This is a genomic window from Streptomyces sp. NPDC036815, from assembly GCF_055609205.1.
In genome coordinates this window covers 56,023-72,751 of record NZ_JBVJPW010000012.1, presented here as the reverse complement: position 1 = coordinate 72,751, position 16,729 = coordinate 56,023, and the positions used below count along the sequence as shown (strand labels likewise).

General features: G+C 70.2%; 16 protein-coding genes. 9 read left to right on the top strand and 7 right to left on the bottom strand.

Annotated features, from left to right (window positions below):
* Nucleotides 1-107: 107 nt before the first annotated feature.
* From ACZ69I_RS24100 to ACZ69I_RS24090, 3 genes are read left to right on the top strand one after another with little or no spacing between them, the layout of a single operon-like run.
* Nucleotides 108-833: an alpha/beta fold hydrolase gene (locus tag ACZ69I_RS24100; RefSeq protein WP_470834486.1), complete on the top strand. Its 726-nt coding sequence runs from the start codon at nt 108-110 to the stop codon at nt 831-833.
* Entirely contained in the window at nt 830-1,822 is a 993-nt protein-coding gene (locus ACZ69I_RS24095; RefSeq protein WP_470834484.1) for a methyltransferase, read from the top strand. The genes ACZ69I_RS24100 and ACZ69I_RS24095 overlap by 4 nt, the downstream gene beginning before the upstream one ends.
* A gap of 50 nt (nt 1,823-1,872) precedes the next feature.
* Nucleotides 1,873-2,601, top strand: a complete 729-nt coding sequence (locus ACZ69I_RS24090; protein ID WP_470834483.1) for a sulfotransferase-like domain-containing protein — start codon at nt 1,873-1,875, stop codon at nt 2,599-2,601.
* 88 nt (nt 2,602-2,689) lie between these two features.
* On the opposite strand, the gene ACZ69I_RS24085 is transcribed toward ACZ69I_RS24090, so the two are convergent.
* Nucleotides 2,690-3,463 carry a hypothetical protein gene (locus ACZ69I_RS24085; protein ID WP_470834481.1) on the bottom strand — a complete coding sequence of 258 codons (774 nt, stop codon included), beginning with the start codon at nt 3,461-3,463 and terminating at the stop codon, nt 2,690-2,692.
* Nucleotides 3,456-4,151 carry a hypothetical protein gene (locus ACZ69I_RS24080; RefSeq protein ID WP_470834479.1) on the bottom strand — a complete coding sequence of 232 codons (696 nt, stop codon included), beginning with the start codon at nt 4,149-4,151 and terminating at the stop codon, nt 3,456-3,458. The genes ACZ69I_RS24085 and ACZ69I_RS24080 overlap by 8 nt, the downstream gene beginning before the upstream one ends.
* Before the next feature lie 357 nt (nt 4,152-4,508).
* On the opposite strand from ACZ69I_RS24080, the gene ACZ69I_RS24075 reads away from it, so the two are divergent.
* From ACZ69I_RS24075 to ACZ69I_RS24055, 5 genes are all read left to right on the top strand, one after another.
* A complete protein-coding gene (locus tag ACZ69I_RS24075; RefSeq protein WP_470834477.1) occupies nt 4,509-5,294 on the top strand; it encodes a hypothetical protein in 786 nt (261 codons plus the stop codon).
* A gap of 279 nt (nt 5,295-5,573) precedes the next feature.
* Nucleotides 5,574-6,917, top strand: a complete 1,344-nt coding sequence (locus ACZ69I_RS24070) for a phosphatase PAP2 family protein (RefSeq protein WP_470834475.1) — start codon at nt 5,574-5,576, stop codon at nt 6,915-6,917.
* Between the two features lie 417 nt (nt 6,918-7,334).
* Nucleotides 7,335-8,291: a YihY/virulence factor BrkB family protein gene (locus ACZ69I_RS24065; protein WP_470834473.1), complete on the top strand. Its 957-nt coding sequence runs from the start codon at nt 7,335-7,337 to the stop codon at nt 8,289-8,291.
* Between the two features lie 82 nt (nt 8,292-8,373).
* Entirely contained in the window at nt 8,374-8,769 is a 396-nt protein-coding gene (locus ACZ69I_RS24060) for a DUF2267 domain-containing protein (protein ID WP_470834471.1), read from the top strand.
* A gap of 36 nt (nt 8,770-8,805) precedes the next feature.
* Nucleotides 8,806-9,423: a VanZ family protein gene (locus ACZ69I_RS24055; protein ID WP_470834470.1), complete on the top strand. Its 618-nt coding sequence runs from the start codon at nt 8,806-8,808 to the stop codon at nt 9,421-9,423.
* 14 nt (nt 9,424-9,437) lie between these two features.
* On the opposite strand, the gene ACZ69I_RS24050 is transcribed toward ACZ69I_RS24055, so the two are convergent.
* The 4 genes from ACZ69I_RS24050 to ACZ69I_RS24035 form a co-directional block, all read right to left on the bottom strand.
* Nucleotides 9,438-10,880: a SulP family inorganic anion transporter gene (locus tag ACZ69I_RS24050; protein WP_470834662.1), complete on the bottom strand. Its 1,443-nt coding sequence runs from the start codon at nt 10,878-10,880 to the stop codon at nt 9,438-9,440.
* A 187-nt stretch (nt 10,881-11,067) separates the two neighbouring features.
* Complete coding sequence (locus ACZ69I_RS24045; RefSeq protein WP_470834469.1) at nt 11,068-13,134, bottom strand: iron ABC transporter permease; 2,067 nt, start codon at nt 13,132-13,134, stop codon at nt 11,068-11,070.
* A 68-nt stretch (nt 13,135-13,202) separates the two neighbouring features.
* On the bottom strand, nt 13,203-14,183 hold the full coding sequence (locus ACZ69I_RS24040; RefSeq protein ID WP_470834468.1) for an ABC transporter substrate-binding protein: 981 nt from the start codon (nt 14,181-14,183) through the stop codon (nt 13,203-13,205).
* A complete protein-coding gene (locus ACZ69I_RS24035; protein WP_467678310.1) occupies nt 14,180-15,040 on the bottom strand; it encodes an ABC transporter ATP-binding protein in 861 nt (286 codons plus the stop codon). The genes ACZ69I_RS24040 and ACZ69I_RS24035 overlap by 4 nt, the downstream gene beginning before the upstream one ends.
* Nucleotides 15,041-15,200: 160 nt before the next feature.
* Between ACZ69I_RS24035 and ACZ69I_RS24030 the strand changes: the two genes are divergently transcribed.
* Entirely contained in the window at nt 15,201-15,455 is a 255-nt protein-coding gene (locus tag ACZ69I_RS24030; protein ID WP_470834466.1) for a DUF6332 family protein, read from the top strand.
* On the opposite strand, the gene ACZ69I_RS24025 is transcribed toward ACZ69I_RS24030, so the two are convergent.
* Nucleotides 15,378-16,634, bottom strand: coding sequence for an MraY family glycosyltransferase (locus ACZ69I_RS24025; RefSeq protein ID WP_467678306.1), 1,257 nt, complete (start codon nt 16,632-16,634; stop codon nt 15,378-15,380). The two genes, ACZ69I_RS24030 and ACZ69I_RS24025, sit on opposite strands and share 78 nt — an antisense overlap.
* Nucleotides 16,635-16,729 lie beyond the last annotated feature (95 nt).

Sequence of the window (16,729 nt, the reverse complement as noted above, 5' to 3'; positions counted from 1 at the left end):
ACCCGACGGAACGGACCGGGCCCGCGACGGAGCGGACGAGACCGGTGGTCACCGCGTGGGGAGACGGGGCGGGGAAAGCAGACACGACGGGCGCCCACCCGCCCGTCATGATCGTGCACGGTTCGATGGACCGCAGTGACGCGTTCCGTCGCGTGGTCGACCACCTCGAAGGCGGGCCGGTCCTCGGCTACGACCGGCGCGGCTGGGGCAGGTCCCGCCCGCTCGGGGGCGCGGACGTCGACTTCGCGGTGCATGTGCACGACCTCCGTGCGGCCCTGGCGGAGCTGGACGTGCCGCCGGTCGTGCTCGGCCACAGCTACGGCGCGCTGGTGGCCCTGGCCGCCGCGGCCGCGGATCCGACGCGTGTCGCCGGGATCGTGGCCGTGGAACCGCCGGTGCGCTGGCTGCCCTGGTGGCCCGCGGACGACCCCTGGGAGCGGACCGTGCGGAGCGCCGCCGCGGAGGGCGGTCCTGAGCAGGCGACGCGGGCCATCCTCACCGAACTCCTGGGCCCCGCAAGCCGGTTGCACCTGGCCCGCGCGCAGCCCGCCGACCTCGCCGCGGACGGGGCGACCCTCATCTCGGAGATGACGGACCCCACGGTCGACGCGCCGAGCTTCGACCCGCTGACGTTTCCCGTCCGCACCGTCGTGGCCGCCGGATCGCGGTCGGCCGCACACCACAGGGAAGTGGCGCGGCGGCTCGGCGAACTGCTGCCGCACGGCCGGTTCGCCGAGATCGCCGGTGCGAGTCACGCCGCGCACGTCAGCCATCCGCAGGAACTGGCCCAACTGGTACGAGAGATCGCCATGAACGAGGAGCAACACCGATGATGCCCAGCGCGCTTGAGAACTCCGTCTACGGACTGCTCTCCACTCCGGTGCTCCACGCCGCCGTCGAGCACGGGGTGTTCGCCTCCCTCATCGAGGACGGCCCGGACACCGCGCCGCGCCTCGCCGGGCGCCTGGGTGTCGACCAGGACACGTTGGAGCGCATGCTGCTCGTTCTGACGTCTCTCGGCGTCGTCGAGCGCGCGTCGGGCGGGGAGTACTCCCTGACGTCCGATGCCGTGCCGTTCCTCGACCGGCGCAACAGCCGGTACCTGGGCGGGTTCATCAAGCACCTCACGCTGGAGACCCGGGGCCGGCTCGACCGCCTCGACACCTACCTCGCCGAGGGGAAGCCGGTCACGGAGGCGTCTCCCTTCGACGACGTGTACCGCGACGCCGAGTCGCTGCGGGACTTCATGCGCGCCATGTGGGACCTGAGCTTCGGTGTGTCGCAGGAGCTGGCGGCGCTCGCGGGGATGGCGGGAACGGAGCGTCTGGTGGACGTGGGCGGGGCCACCGGCCCGTTCGCCGTGGCGGCGCTGCTCACCGACCCCGAGCTGCGCGCCACCGTCTTCGACATGCCGGCGGTCGGCCCCTTGGTCGGCGAGGACGCGGAGGCACGTCCGGTCGCCGACCGGCTCGACTTCGTGGGCGGCGACTTCTTCGCGGACGAGCTTCCGGAGGGCGACTGCCTCGCCTTCGGCTACATCCTCTCCGACTGGGACGACGACACGTGCGTCACGCTCCTGGAGAAGGCCTACCGCGCGTGCCGGGCGCCGGGCCGGGTCCTCATCATGGACCGCCTCTTCGAGGACGACCGCACCGGTCCGCTGGCCACCGCCGCGATGAACCTGGTGATGCACATCGAGATGGCCGGGAAGCACCGTACGGCCGCCGAGTTCATCGCGCTGCTCGAGCGGGCCGGGTTCAAGGACTGCGAGGTGCGCAGGGCGAGCGGCGAGAAGCACGTGGTCATCGGCCACAAGCGGTAGCCGCGCGCGAGCGCCCGTCAGTCAGGCACGCAGCAGAATGGAGCTTCCTCATGAACGACGTACCACAACAAGGGCACAATCTCCTCTTCCTCTGGAGCCCTCCGCGTAGCCTCTCGACCGCTTTCCTGCGGATGATGATAGAGAGAGGCGACCACCTCATCGTTCACGAGCCGTTCTCCAGCCTCGTGGTGCAGGGATACGCCGTCGTCGAGGGGGAAAAGATATCCGACCAGCAACAACTCCTCGACGCGCTCGCGGACATCGCGACGCGGCGCCGGGTGTTCGTGAAGGAAACGACGGAGTATCGCTACGACATCGTCGACGCCCCGGAATTCCCGAAGATCGGCTGTCATACGTTCCTGATCCGTGACCCCGAATCGGTGATCCCGTCGCACTACGCGATGAAGCCGGACATCACCTGCGCCGAGATCGGCTTCGAGCACCAATGCGAGATATTCCGCACCGTGCACGAAAGCGTCGGGGCGAGCCCCGTGGTCTTCGCCGCGGAGAGACTGGCCGCCGAACCCGCGGTGGTGGTCCGGGACTACTGCGCCAGGGTCGGCATCGACTTCACGGAATCCCACCTCTCCTGGCAGCCCGAGAACAGGGAGGAGTGGAGCCGCACGAGGGAATGGCACGCGGACGCGGCGAGAAGCAGGGGCTTCCACCATGTTCCGCGGGTCTACCCGGAGCGGGTGGAGAACAACGCGAAGCTGGCGTCGTATTACGCGTATCAGTATCCGTTCTACGAACGCATGCGGTCCTTTCTGTCGGAATAACTAGGGGGCCGGTGACCCGACTCGACCGCGGACTTCCAGGAACGCGGTCGAGTAGGAGCGGCAACCAGTTGAGCAGGCACCTGACCACTCACCCAGCGGTCGGCACCTCCAAGAGGCCTCGCGTCTCGATGAGGATCTCGCCCGTATACGTAATGTGGACGGTTCCCTCTCCCTGGTGCACCAGGGCCTTGTCTTCCAGGGTTCGCAACGTCCTACGCAGGTTGGCGCGCATCACTCTTGGGACCCACTGGTGCAGGTCCGCATAGGAAACTCCGTGCGCCCCTTTGTGGTAGAGAAGCATGAGGACGTAATCTCCCGCTCGGACCCCCGGCAGCAGCAACTTGGGAAATTCACCGAAGTCCTGCACCACCGGAATCTTGCGCGTAACGATTCCCTCGACCATGTCCCGCGCATGCTCGGGCGACGTGCCATTGCTCAACCGGACGAACTCGGCCGTCACCCAATCCAGGACATGTACAACGAGGGTCGCGTCCTGGAGATTTGGGTCGATCCCGTCAGCGAGGTGAGCGGCATCCCGATTATTCCGGATGTCGTAGACGATCCGCAATGCCCGGGGGATGTAGAGACGGATCGAACTAGAGAGTCCCAGCGTCTCGTGCGAGCTCAGCCAATTGCCCAGCTTGTCCGTCCTGAGTTGGGCTCCCAGTGGCGTGTGCCTACCCTTTGACGCCTCCTCGAGCATGCGGTACGCCGCTTCGCAGAACCGCCCGCCCTCGACAGCGCTGAGCCTGTGACCGCCGAGGTAGTAGTTCCGTTTTGCTTCCTCGTATGCGGCGAGGAGCTCGTCGACCAGTTTCTCGGAATACGCGGCTTGCAGTACGTCCCGGACGGATTCAGTCATCACCCGCGCCACCGTTCACCTGCGGCCGCTTGTTGCCCGAATCCCGCTTGCGCGCCCGATGCGGGTGCTCACGCAGAGCTCCCCTCACCGCGTCCCTGTCCGGCAGGGCTTCGACCAACGCCTCGCCTCGCACGGAGAGTTGCTTGGTTGCCTTTCCCGCAGTCACGAGGAACCCACTACCTCGATCCGCGTTGTCCACGTCACGCGACGGATTGCCGAACTTAGGGCCGGCGGCCTCCGTGTTCAGGTCGACGATATCGGGCGTCCTGAAGTGAGGTGCGTTGCGATAGCGTCCCAAGTAGTACGCCAGGCAAGCAACGCGCTCCACATTTGATTCCGGCCGTTTCCGGCTGACGAATTCTCGAGGGCTCGGCACACCTCCTGCGGCTACGATCCCTCCAGCCGCACCCCCATCACTGGGCTCGACCGATGAAAGGGTGGCGACCCGGACCGTGTCCCGCGGGGTTGCCTCCACGCCCAATGCGTCCGACAGCCACGCGAGCGCACGCACCCGCCCCCTTTGATCCAGCGTTTCCAGGGCCGTGAAGGCGGCCTGCATGGCGCGCAGTTCTGCGCGCGGGTCGGCAGGCACGTCGTCTCCGTCCTGGACGGTCGCCGAGCCTTCCTCTTCTTCAGAGATCACGTACTCAGGTCCGTCACCGGCTGTTGAGCTCGCCTCGTAGCTCATGAGTTGCCCCCTTCGATGCGATCATCGCGCCGGCCGACTCCTTGACGACCCGACGCCACGGGTACAACCTCACGGCAGGGGTGTCGCGCTTATGTCGCAAAGAGCGTGCGGGAAGCGTGCGAGGAGCAGAAGGCACAGTTGGGGCGTCGCATACGCAGAGCCACCAGTCAGGGCTGCGACTACCTGAGTGCTACTGCCCACGGTCGGGCTGGGAGGTCATCGGTGTCGGCTTCAACTGGGCGTAGGTTTCCTGCAACGGGAGAACTTCTCCGGCGTCTCCTCACGACGAACCCACGCTATAGACACAAGTGGCTCAGTGAGACGAAACGCGTCAGGGGAGGCTTGAGTCAGTCAGCCGTGGCGCAAGTGATTTCCTTGTACCTCTGGGATTCCGGAGAGAGGAGTGACAGTCAGACTTCACTCCAGCGAACACTTAAAGACCGGGTTTCACGGGCACTCAGTGGGACTTCATTTTCCACGGAGACTCTCAGATGGATAATCGGCGCCTTCGACATTGAAAGCGGCGACGCGGACCACTTGTGGGCCACCTACACCACGGAACAGGATCTCGTGTCGGGCATCGCCCACACCCTTCGACGGCATCGTGAAATGGCTAGACGTCAGCGCCATCGAACCGTCAGCCTCGTCGAGCGGTACTTCGTGGATGAGACAGGGACGCTGAAGCTCCGGAACACCTTCCACACCATCCGGGCGATCGAGGACGGTATGGACCTCTACATTTTCAACCACGAGCCACACGCCTCAGAGATCGAAGTCCTGCACGGGGGCATGCTGGGCATACGACACGTCTACGGCGGAGGGCTCATCGGACGGGAGATCCTACTCACGCCTCCGCTGGCGCAGTCCCAGACCACTGCGCTCGAATACAGAACGCACTTCGCTGCGGCGGCAGCCGTCACCAACGAAGTCAGACGAGCCGCTTACGCACGCACGGAGAACGTCGATCTGGCCGTCAATTTCCCAGCCAACAGAATCCCACGGGACGTGTGGTGGTGTGTCTGGGACGACCATCTGGGCGGAGCAGCCATCCAGCAGAGCCCTATGGTTCCCCACAACGGCATCGTCCGGCACTACGTACCTTTCATCGAGGAGACGTCCGTCGGTTTCACGTGGAAATGGTGAAGGCCCGACCACCTGGACTCGCTGGGCACTGCGGCGCGTCGGACGCTGCCCCAGGGGCATGGGTACCACCCACCGGAGGGGCCCGTACCGCCCCCCGCACCCCAGGCGAGCACCGGCACCCGTGACCGGCCAAGCCGCCCGCACCGCGCCGATGGCATGATCGGTGTCCCGACGGGCGTCCCGAGCAGCCCGCCCTCGCCACCACCTCCGCCATCTAACACATCGGTCGAACCATTGATATCCATCGCGTCGCGGGTGTTTTCAGGAATGAACAGCGCAATGAGGTCGCCCTCGCTCCGTCGACCACGGACGGTCCTGTGGGCCGTGGCCGGTGTGGTGACCCTCGCGTTCCTCATCGCCCTGGAGATCGCCGCGCGGCGCTACGGCGGCGTGCCGGGGCCGATCACCAACCAGGCGCGCGAGGTGCTGTTCCCGCCCAAGCCGGGGCCGCTGTACGGCGGACTGGCGCTGATAATGGTGGTGCTCACCTGGCGGCAGCGGTTCATCGCGGCCGGCGCCGCGATCGGCATCGACGCCGTCTTCGTGCTGGTGCGCTGGGCGGTCGACGCCGACGTGCCCGAGGACCACTTCTTCGGCAACGGCGCACTGTGGGCGATGCTCGGCTGTGCGGTCTTCGCGCTCACGCGCCGCACCGGTGCTGAACGCGTCCTGCTCCTGAAGGGCGTCGGCCTCGGTCTGCTCCTCGTGGCCGGCCGCAAGACCGGCGACACCTGGCTCCTCATCACGTCCAAGACCCGGCCCACCGTGCTCGACCCGTACGTGGCGACCGCCGATCACGCGCTCGGCAACCCGTCCTGGGCGGCGGGCCGCATGCTCGAGGCCACCGGCCCGGTCGGCACCCGCCTCCTCGACGGGGTGTACGGACAGCTCGCCGTGGCCGCGATCGTCGTGGCGATCTACCAACTGCGCAACGTGGCCGCCGAGCGCCGCTTCCCGCGCCACCACCTGGTGCGCACCTTCCTGGTCATCGGCCTCCTCGGCCCGGCCGTCTACATGATCTTCCCGGTGGTCGGGCCGATCTTCGCGTACGGGCCCGGCACGTCGGGCACCGGCGGCGTGGAGTGGGCGGTGGCCAACCTGTGGCCGCACACACCGCCGTCGATCGGCGTCCCGCACCCGGTCCCGTACGACGGGATCACCCCGCGCAACTGCATGCCCAGCCTGCACACGGCGTGGGCCACCGCGATCTTCATCCACTCCCGCAAGGGCCCCAGGCTGCTGCGGTACGCGGGGACGTTCTGGCTGACCGCCACGCTCGCCGCGACGCTGGGCTTCGGCTACCACTACGGCGTCGACCTCCTCGCCGGAGTGGTGTTCGCGCTCACGGTCGAGACGGGCCTGCGCGCGCTCGACCACGGCTGGGGCCGCCCCGCGATCCAGCAGGTCGCCTACGGCACAGCGGTCTTCACCGGCCTCCTGCTCTCCTACCGCTACCTGCCGGTGGAGATGGCCCGGCACCCCTGGCCGGCCGGCCCCCTCCTCCTCCTGGTGACGGCCTCCGTGATCTACGGCTACGCGCGGACCATCAGGCTGTGGGAGACCAGGACCGCACCGGCCGAGCGCCCGGAACCCGAGCCGGAACCACAGCCCGCTCTGATCTGAAACCCGCGCTGATCTGGAACCGCACTGATCTGGAACCGCGCTGATCCCGCCGACGCGCGGAGGGGCGGGGCTTCGCGGGACCCGGGCGGTGCGGAGCACGGGCCGTGATGGGATAAGATCATTCATGCCACCTCGCGCCGGACTTCCGGTCGGGGGACCGGCGTTGGTCGTCCAAGGAAAGACGCCCCGCTTCCTGCGGGGAAATGCAGGTGCAAGGCCTGCCCAGCGCTCCGGACAAGCCCTGGATTCCCGTGTACGGGAGTCCGGGGCTTTTGTCGTCCCCACACCCATGTGACGCGCACCGGTGAACCGGTGGGCGCGTCACAGCGCCCCGTGCCGCGTGTCCGAACAACGAAACACGGACAGAGGAACAAGAGGCGGCACTCTCGCCGCCGGCCTGCACGAAGGAGCAGCCCCATGGACAGTCCACCGCACGCCGCGCACGGGGCACCCGTCAAGCTCCCGCACGGTCGCGGGGCGCGCTCCCCCCGTACGACCGGGACCGGCCGCTCCCCCGACGCCACCGACGCCCCGTCGGCCTGGGCCCTGCGGCGCACCGCGTTGCGCCGCACCCCTGTGTCGATGTGGAACGACGACGTATCGGACTGGGCGGCGGCCCTGACGTACTACGCGATCCTCGCCCTGCTCCCCGCGCTGCTCGTCACCGTCAGCCTCATCAGCCTCGTCAGCCCCTCCACCACCCAGGAGCTGATCGCCGAGGTCACGGACTGGGCGCCCGCGGAGTCGGGCCCTTCCCTGCACTCGGCGCTCAGCGACATGGCGGACGCGCGGTCCGCGGCGCTCACGGTGGTGATCGCCGGCGGGGTCAGCGCGCTGTGGTCCGCGTCCAGTTACGCCGCCGTGTTCCGGCGGGCGCTGCACGCGATGCACGGGGTCGCGGACGAACGGCCCGCCTGGCGGAAGGCGCACCGCGTGCTCATGACCGCGCTCATGCTGCTCGCCCTGCTCGCCGCCAGCGCGCTGCTCCTCGTGCTCAGCGGTGCCTTCGCCGAGAGCGCCGGGCGCTGGATCGGCTTCGGCGACGCGGGACAGACCGCGTGGGCCGTCCTGCGGTGGCCGGCCCTGGTCTGCCTGGTGGCGCTGCTCGTGCTCGTCCTCTTCCGCAACGCGCCGCCCGAGGCCCGCGGCTGGCGCCACATCCTGCCCGGCGGGGTGCTCGGCGCGCTGCTCTGGCTGCTGTCCTCGGGCCTGTTCACGCTCTACGCGGCCGAGTTCGGCACCTACGGCAAGCTGTACGGCTCCCTCGCGGGCATCGTCGTCTTCCTGGTCTGGCTGTGGGTGTCCAATCTGGCGCTGCTCGCCGGGGCGCAGTTCACGGTGGAGATGGACCGGGCGCGGGCCGCCGTGCGATGAGGCGCCGCACGGGCCGCAGGCATCAGGTGGCCCGGCTCGGGTATCCGGAGCAAGAACCGGACCCGAGACGCACGGAGTCGGCATGGGCAGCACATCCTTGGAAGTAATCCTCGACCAGGTGCGGGCGCGTGGAGCCTTCGCCAGTCGGCAGCAGGCGGCAGGCGCCGTGGAGAACGTCCTGGCCATACTGGGCGCCCATCTGGTCGGGGACGACCGCACCGACCTCGCCCGCCTGCTGCCCGAACAGTGCGGGCAGGTGCTGGCCGAGGCGGAACCGGCCAGCGGGCCGCTGACCCCCGTGGAGTTCATCGACGCGGTGGCCGCGCGGACCGGGGACGACACGGCCGGGGCGCGCCGCGCCGTCACCGCCGTGCTCGGCACGCTCGCGCGAGCGGCGGACGACGCGCTGCTGCGCCGCATCCTCACTCAGCTCCCGCCGGGGCACGCGGGTCTGTTCGGCAGCACCGAACCGACCTGAGCGCGGCCGGCGACACGGCGCTTCCTGGAGGCACGCATGGCACGCATGGCTCGGACGGCACGACCACCACGTACGGCACGGCCATCGCGACCGGCACGGACCGGCCGGGACAGAAAAGAAGGCCGCGAGCAGGTCGAGAACGCGGCCTCCGGACGGGCCGCGCCCCTCTCGCCGCTGGCCAGGGCGGCGACGATGCTGGCGGCCTTCGCGGCCATGGTCGCCTTCGCCGTGGTGCTCGCCCGGCTGACGCTGGAGCCGTCGGCGGCCTCCGAGGCGCTGACCCACAGCAACTTCACGCCGGGCGACTCCATCGACGCGTACCTCTCGGAGCCCGCCTTCCGCGACACCGTCAAGCAGCTCGGCGGGAACATCCTGCTCGGCGTGCCGTTCGGGCTGCTGCTGCCCGTGGTGCTGCCCCGCACCCGCGGGCTGATCCGGGTGGGGCTCGCCACGGCGGTGACCATGGTCCTCGTCGAGCTGGCGCAGGGCGCGTTCGTGACCGGGCGCACCTTCGACATCGACGACGTCATCCTCAACACCTTCGGGGCCCTGCTCGGCTACCTCCTGCTGGGCCGCCGCCTCGGGCGCGCGGTCCATCCCCGGCGGCGGCACTGGTGGCACCGCTTCACCAGGCGCGACGCGGCAGGCGTCTGATCAGGACCGTCCGATCAGGACGTCAGTTCCCCGCTGAGGCTGCCGTGCAGCGCGGCGCTGTGCTCGTTCAGGCCGACGATCTCGACCTGCTTGCCGCGCTGTTCGTACTTGCCGGTGATCGCGTCGAGGGCGGCGACCGACGACGCGTCCCAGACGTGCGCGGAGGTGAGGTCGATGACGACCTTGTCGGGGTCGGCGGCGTAGTCGAACCGGGTGACCAGGTCGTTGGCGGAGGCGAAGAAGAGTTCGCCGGTCACCGAGTAGACGACCTGGGTGCCGTCCGGGTCGACGACGGCCGTGACGTCGGCGTGGTGGGCGACGCGCCGGGCGAAGACGACGGTCGCGGTGAGGGTGCCGACGACGACGCCGATGGCGAGGTTGTGCGTGGCGACGACGACCGCCACGGTGACGACCATGACCAGCGTCTCCCCGAGGGGCAGGCGCTTCAGGGTCTTCGGGGCGATGGAGTGCCAGTCGAAGGTCGCGAAGCACACCATCACCATCACGGCGACCAGGGCCGCCATCGGGATGTCGGAGACGACCGGGCCGAAGACGACGCAGAGCACCAGCAGGAAGGCGCCCGCCAGGAACGTCGACAGGCGGGTGCGCGCGCCGGACACCCGTACGTTGATCATCGTCTGGCCGATCATCGCGCAGCCGCCCATGCCGCCGAAGAAGCCGGTGACGATGTTGGCGATGCCCTGCCCGATGGACTCGCGGGTCTTGGAGGAGCGGGTGTCGGTGATGTCGTCGACGAGCTTCGCCGTCATCAGGGACTCCATCAGGCCGACCAGCGCCATCGCGAGGGCGTAGGGGGCGACGGTGGTGAGGGTGTCGAGCGTGAAGGGCACGTCGGGCAGGCCCGGCACGGGCAGCGAGGACGGCAGGTCGCCCTTGTCGCCCACGGTCGGTACGGCGATGCCCGCGGCGACCGTGACACTGGTGAGGACGACGATGGACACGAGCGGCGCCGGGACCACCTTCGTGACCTTCGGGAAGAACACCATGAGCGCCAGCCCGGCGACAATCAGCGGGTAGACGGGCCAGGGCACGTCGTGCATCTCGGGGACCTGCGCCAGGAAGACCAGGATGGCCAGCGCGTTGACGAAGCCGACCATCACACTGCGCGGCAGGAACCGCATCAGCTTGGCGACGCCGAGCACGCCGAGGACGATCTGGAAGACACCGGCGAGGATCACCGCGGCGACCAGGTACCCCAGGCCGTGCTCGCGGTTGAGCGGGGCGATGACCAGGGCGACCGCGCCGGTCGCGGCGGAGATCATGGCGCGGCGTCCGCCGAAGAGCGAGATGGTCACGGCCATGGTGAAGGACGCGAACAGACCGATCGCGGGGTCGACCCCGGCGATGATCGAGAACGAGATCGCCTCGGGGATCAGCGCGAGCGCGACCACCAGGCCGCCCAGGATCTCGGTGCGCCAGACCTTCGGGTCGGACATCCAGTCGGGGCGCAGGCCGCGCAGCCGCGCGGCCGGGGACGGTGCGGAGAAGGACAAGAGACGCGGAACCTGTCGTGCTCGGGCACGCCCGGCGGCATCGGGCGGCGTGCGGTGGGGCGGGGCGGTCGGTCGCCACCGGGGCGCAGCGCCGCGCCGACCGCCCAGTCTACGTGCACCGTCCGGGCGGCTACCGGCGGCTGCGTACGAGCAGATACAGGAAGTACGGCGTACCGATCACCGCCGTCATGAGCCCGGCGCCGAGCTGCGCGGGTGCGATCACCGTGCGGCCCACCAGGTCGGCGGCGCATACGAGGGCGGCGCCGAGGAGTACGGCGACCGGGACCACCCGCACGTGCCTGCGGCCCACGAGGGCGCGGGCCGCGTGCGGTGCGACGAGCCCGACGAAGCCGATCGTGCCCGCGGCGGCGACGGCGGTGGCGCTCAGCAGGACGCTGAGGAGGAGGAAGCCGAGGCGGCCGCGGCTCAGGTCCAGGCCGAGCAGTCTCGGGGTGTCCTCGTCGAGCGAGACGAGGTCGAGTTCGGTGCGCCGGGCGACCGCGACGGCCAGGCCCACGGCCAGGACCAGGGCGAGGGGCAGTACGTCGGGCAGGGTCCGCCCGTACGTCGAGCCCGCGAGCCAGGTGAGCGCCTTCGTCGCGTTGAACGGGTCAGTGAGGATGATCAGCATGCTGATGGTCGCGGCCGATCCGGTGGCGACGCCGAAGCCGACGAGGACGAGCCGGTTCTGCCGGAACCCGCCCCGCGCCGCGAGCCCGAAGACGAGGACCGAGCCGGTCGCGGCGCCCGCGAACGCACCCGCGGCGATGCTCCAGGACCCGGCGGTGGGCACGGTCGTCACGAGCAGGACGGCGCCCACCGCGGCGGCGTTGGTCACGCCGAGAACGCCCGGTTCGGCGAGGGGGTTGCGCGTCACGGCCTGGATGAGGGTGCCCGCGAGGGCGAGGGCGGCGCCCGCGAGGAGGGCGGCGAGGACGCGGGGCAGCCGGGTGTCGAGCACGAAGGAGACGGTCTGGCCCGCCCGCCCCTGCGCCCAGTTGACGACGTCGCCGAGGAGGAGCTTGCTGTCGCCGACGAGGACGGCGGCGACCGTCAGGCCGATCAGCACGGTCACCAGGACGGCCGTCGTGACGACGAAGGCGGTCCTGCTGCGGAGGCGCAGCCGGTCGTCCGGGGCGGCGCCCGCCGTGTCCCGGACCCGCGCGGCCATGACGATCAGGAAGACGGCGCCGACCAGGCTGGTGACGACGCCGGTCGGCACGGCGACCGCCACGTCCGAGGGCACGACGGCGCGCAGCAGCACGTCCGAGCCGAGCACCAGGGCCGCGCCGGTGAGCCCCGCGAACGGCAGCCGCGCGCGGGACTTCGTGAACGCGCGGAACCTGCGGGCGAGGGGGCGTACGAGAGCGGGCGCGCACAGGCCGACGAAGCCGACGGGGCCCGCGAGGGTGACGGCGGCCGTGGAGAGCAGCGCGGCGAGGACGACCGCGATGACGCGGGTGGCGCGGACGGGTACGCCGACGCCGCGGGCCGCGTCGTCGCCGAGCGCCAGCGCGTCGACCCTGCGGGCGAGCAGGATCAGCCCGACGAGGCCGACGACGGCGATCGGCAGCATCTGCAGCACGCCCGTGAAGCCGTTCTGCGCGATGCTGCCCTGGTTCCACTTGTAGAGGCCCTCGGTCTGCTGCGGGTACAGCAGGAGCAGGCCCTCGGTGACGGCGGTGAGTCCGAAGGTGAGGGCGCTGCCGGCGAGGACGAGCCGGACCGTGCCCGCGCCGAGGCCGGAGAGGCCGAGGACGACGGCCGCCGCCACGAGTCCGCCGAGGAAGGCGATGCCGGAGGAGGCCAGGAGCGGCAGCGAGATGCCGGTCGCGGCCGCGAGGGCGAGGGCGAGGTAGGAGCCCGCGTTGACGGCGAGGGTGTCGGGCGAGGCGAGGACGTTGCGGCTGACGGCCTGGAGAGCGGCGCCCGCCGTGCCGAGCACGAGGCCGATGAGGAGCCCCGCGGTCATCCGCGGCAGCCGGGAGGCGATGACGACGGAGGCGTCGCCCGTCTCCGCGCGCCCGGTGAGCGCCTTCCAGACCTCGGACGGGCCGACGGCGGCCGTGCCCTGGGTGATGTCGACGACCGCGAGGGCGGCGACGAGGAGGACCAGTGCGGCCGTCACCGCCACCGCGCCCGTGCGGGACGCGGCTGTCGAGGGACGGGTGGCGGGGGTGGTTGCGGTGACGGCCATGGTCTTGCTTCTTCAGCGCCTTATTCGTTCGGAGCCCTGCTTGTCCGGAGCCCTGCTTGTCCGAAGCCCTACTTCTTCAGGGCCTTCACGACGGAGTCGACGTATTGGTTCATCGACCCGGGGCCGCCGAACATCCAGATGCCGTCGGGCAGCCGGTGTACGTTGCCCTTCTTCACGAACGGCAGGGACGTCCACACCTTGTCCTTCTTCAGGACACCGGCGAACGGGTTGCTGCCCTTGTCGCCGTCGTTGCCGATGTAGGCGAAGTGGACGTCCTCGTCGAGTGCGGTGAGGCCCTCGACGTCGGTGGAGCCGAGGCCGTACGCCTTGTCGCCCTTGGCCGACCAGTCGTTCTTCAGGCCGAGCTTCTTGTTGACGGCGCCGATCAGCGAGCCGTCGGTGTACGGGCGGATCGAGGTCTGGTTGCCGGTGACGTAGCCGTCGGCGAAGGCGTACTTCGCGCCGCCGCGACCGGCGTCGGCGAGCGCCTTCCTGCCCTCGGCGAGCTTCGCCTCGAAGTCCTTCTTGAGCTTCGCGGAGCGTTCGGTGGTGCCGGTGGCCCTGGCGAGGAGGTCCAGGTTCTCGGTCATCTGCCCGATGGGGTCGGCGGCGTCGGCCGGACGCAGGTTCAGGACCGGGGCGATCCTGCGCAGCTGCTTGACCGCGGAGGCGGGCAGGTCGGTGGTCGCGATGATGAGGTCGGGCTTGATGGACGCGATGGTGTCCATGCTCGGCTCGCCGCGCGTGCCGACGTCCTTGGGGTCGTTGGTCAGCGGGACGGCGCTGTCCCAGGTCTTGTAGCCCTTGACGTCGGCGACACCGGCCGGTTCGACGCCGAGCGACAGGAGGCTCTCGACGGCGTTCCACTCGGTGCCGACGACCTTCTTGGCGGGCCCGTCGAGCTTCACCTTCGTACCGGTGCCGTCGGTGAGGGTGAAGGACTCGCCGCTCTTCTCGGCGTCGTCGGCGGCGGGCTCGGTGGTTCCGCAGGCGGTCAGGGCGAGGGCCGCGACGGTGGCGGCCGCCGCGGTGCACAGGAGGCGTCTCATGAGGTGGTGCTGAGCCTTTCGCTTCGCGAGTGGTGACGGCCGATGGCGCGCGTGCGCGGGCGGCCGGTGAGGGGGTCGGACTCGACGTCGATACGGATGCCGTACGTGTCGGTCAGCCGCTCCGGTGTCAGTACGTCGTGGGGGTCGCCGTCCGCGACGACCCGGCCCCGGTCGAGCAGGAGGATCCGGTCGGCGACGGCGGCGGCCTGGTCGAGGTCGTGCAGGACGGCGCCGACGGCGATGCCGTGGTCGTCCGCCAGGTCCCGCATGAGGTCGAGGAGTTCGACCTGGTAGCGCAGGTCGAGGTGGTTGGTCGGCTCGTCGAGCAGGAGGACGCCCGTCTCCTGGGCGAGGCAGCCGGCGAGCCAGACGCGCTGGAGCTGGCCGCCGGACAGGTGCTCGGCGCCCCGTCCGGCGAGCTCGGCGACGCCGGTCAGGGCGAGCGCGCGGTCCACCGCCGCCCGGCCGCCCGGGTCGGCCTTGCCCCAGCGGCCCCGGTGCGGGTAGCGGCCGAACTCGACGACGTCGCGCACGGTCAGACCGCTGGGTGTGGGGCGCCCCTGGGTGAGCAGGGCGACGTGGCGGGAGAACTCGCGGGGGCCCATGGCGAGGCCGTCGGTTCCGCCGTCGATGACGAGCGTGGCGGTGCGGGCGCGCTGCAACCGGGCGAGCGTGCGCAACAGCGTCGACTTCCCGCTGCCGTTGGGGCCCACCAGGACGGTGACGTCGCCGGGCCGCAGCGTCATCGAGGCGTCGTGCACGACGTCGACGCCGTCGTACGCCACGGTGACGCCCGTGGCGGACAGTTCATGACCTTGGGGACGCGAAGCCGCGGCCGTCTCTTCACCTGGAAGCACGGGGAGAGGTTAGCCTAACCTTACTGATACGTGAAAGGCGCCCCCAAGTACGGCCCACAAGGCTGTATTCAGCCACTTTTCACGAGGCAGGCCTTCTTCGGGCGGCCGCCGTCTCCGCCTCCGTCTCCGCCTCCGGCAGGCGCCGTGGGAAACTCCGGCCATGGACATGGGCCGTGAATCCCGCTGGGAGAAGGACGCGATGACCGTCGAGATCATGTTCGCGCTCGTGAGCGCGCTGGTCGTCGGAGCCCTCGTGTTCGGCGCCGTCGTGACCCCGGCCCTGGTCTGGGACCTGCCGCCGCGCGGCGCCGAAGGACTGAAGTGGACCGGCGGGGTGCTAGGCCTCGGGGCGGCCGTGTGGCGCGTGGTGTTCGTACTGCTGCGCCACGACCGGGACCGGCGCGCCGGACGCTGAGGGCTCATCGGCCCGCGCGGGACGCAGCCGCGGGACCAGCGACCGCGCGGTCCGCAGCGTCGCGGACGGCGAGAAGCCGGGGAGCATCAGCACCACCATCCCCGTCGCGCTGACGGCGAGGAGCCCCAGCAGGAACCAGCGCGCTCCCCCGCCCGCGGCGACCGCCACCGTCCCGAAGGCGAACAGGGCCGCCCAGGCGTACATGATCAGCACGGCCCGGCGGTGCGAGTGGCCGATCTGCAGCAGCCGGTGGTGCAGATGCCCCTTGTCGGCGGCGAACGGCGACTGCCCGCGCCACGTGCGCCGGACGAACGCCAGCACCAGGTCGCTCACGGGGAGCGCGAGCACGGTGAGGGGAAGCAGCAGCGGGATGTAGAGCGGCACCATCACCTTGTTCGCCTCGTGCGTGCTGCCCGCCGCCTGGACGAACAGGGAGGCGTCCACCTGGCCGGTGAGCGAGATGGCGCACCCGGCGAGCACGGTGCCGATCAGCATCGAACCGGAATCGCCCATGAAGATCCGCGCCGGATGCACGTTGTGCGGCAGGAATCCCAGACACATGCCCACGAGTACGGCGGAGAACAGCGCGGCGGGCTCGGCGGCCTCGATGCCGTATCCGAACAGCAGGCGGTAGCTGTGCACGAGGAACGCCGCGGCGGCGATACAGATCATGCCCGCCGCGAGTCCGTCGAGCCCGTCGACGAAATTGACGGCGTTGATGGTGATGACGATCAGGGCGACCGTCAGCAACGAGCCCTGGACCTGGTCCAGATAGAGCGTGCCGTAGCCGGGAATCGGCAGCCAGAGGATGACGAGTCCCTTGTAGACCATCACGCCGGCCGCGATGATCTGGCCGCCGAGCTTGCTGAACGCGTCGATCTCGAACTTGTCGTCCAGGGTTCCGACCAGCCAGATCACCGCCGCCCCGGCCAGCAGGGCCTGCGGCTGGCCGGTGGGGAAGACGTGGGCGAGGCCCGGCAGCCGGGCGGCGACGAGCAGACCGGCGCACAGGCCGCAGAACATGGCGATGCCGCCCAGGCGGGGCGTGGGCACGCGGTGCACGTCGCGGGCCCGGACCGCCGGGGCGGCCCCGGCCGCGATGGCGAATTTCCGTACCGGCCCGGTGGCGAGACAGGTGACGGCCGTGACCACGCACAAAACCAAGAGGAAATCCCGCACAGCACCCTTGCCCGAGTTCGTTCGTCGTACGGGACACCACCCTAATCGCCTTGCGAGGAAGGGTTATACACCGTCCAACAGGCTCGGGCGGGCGC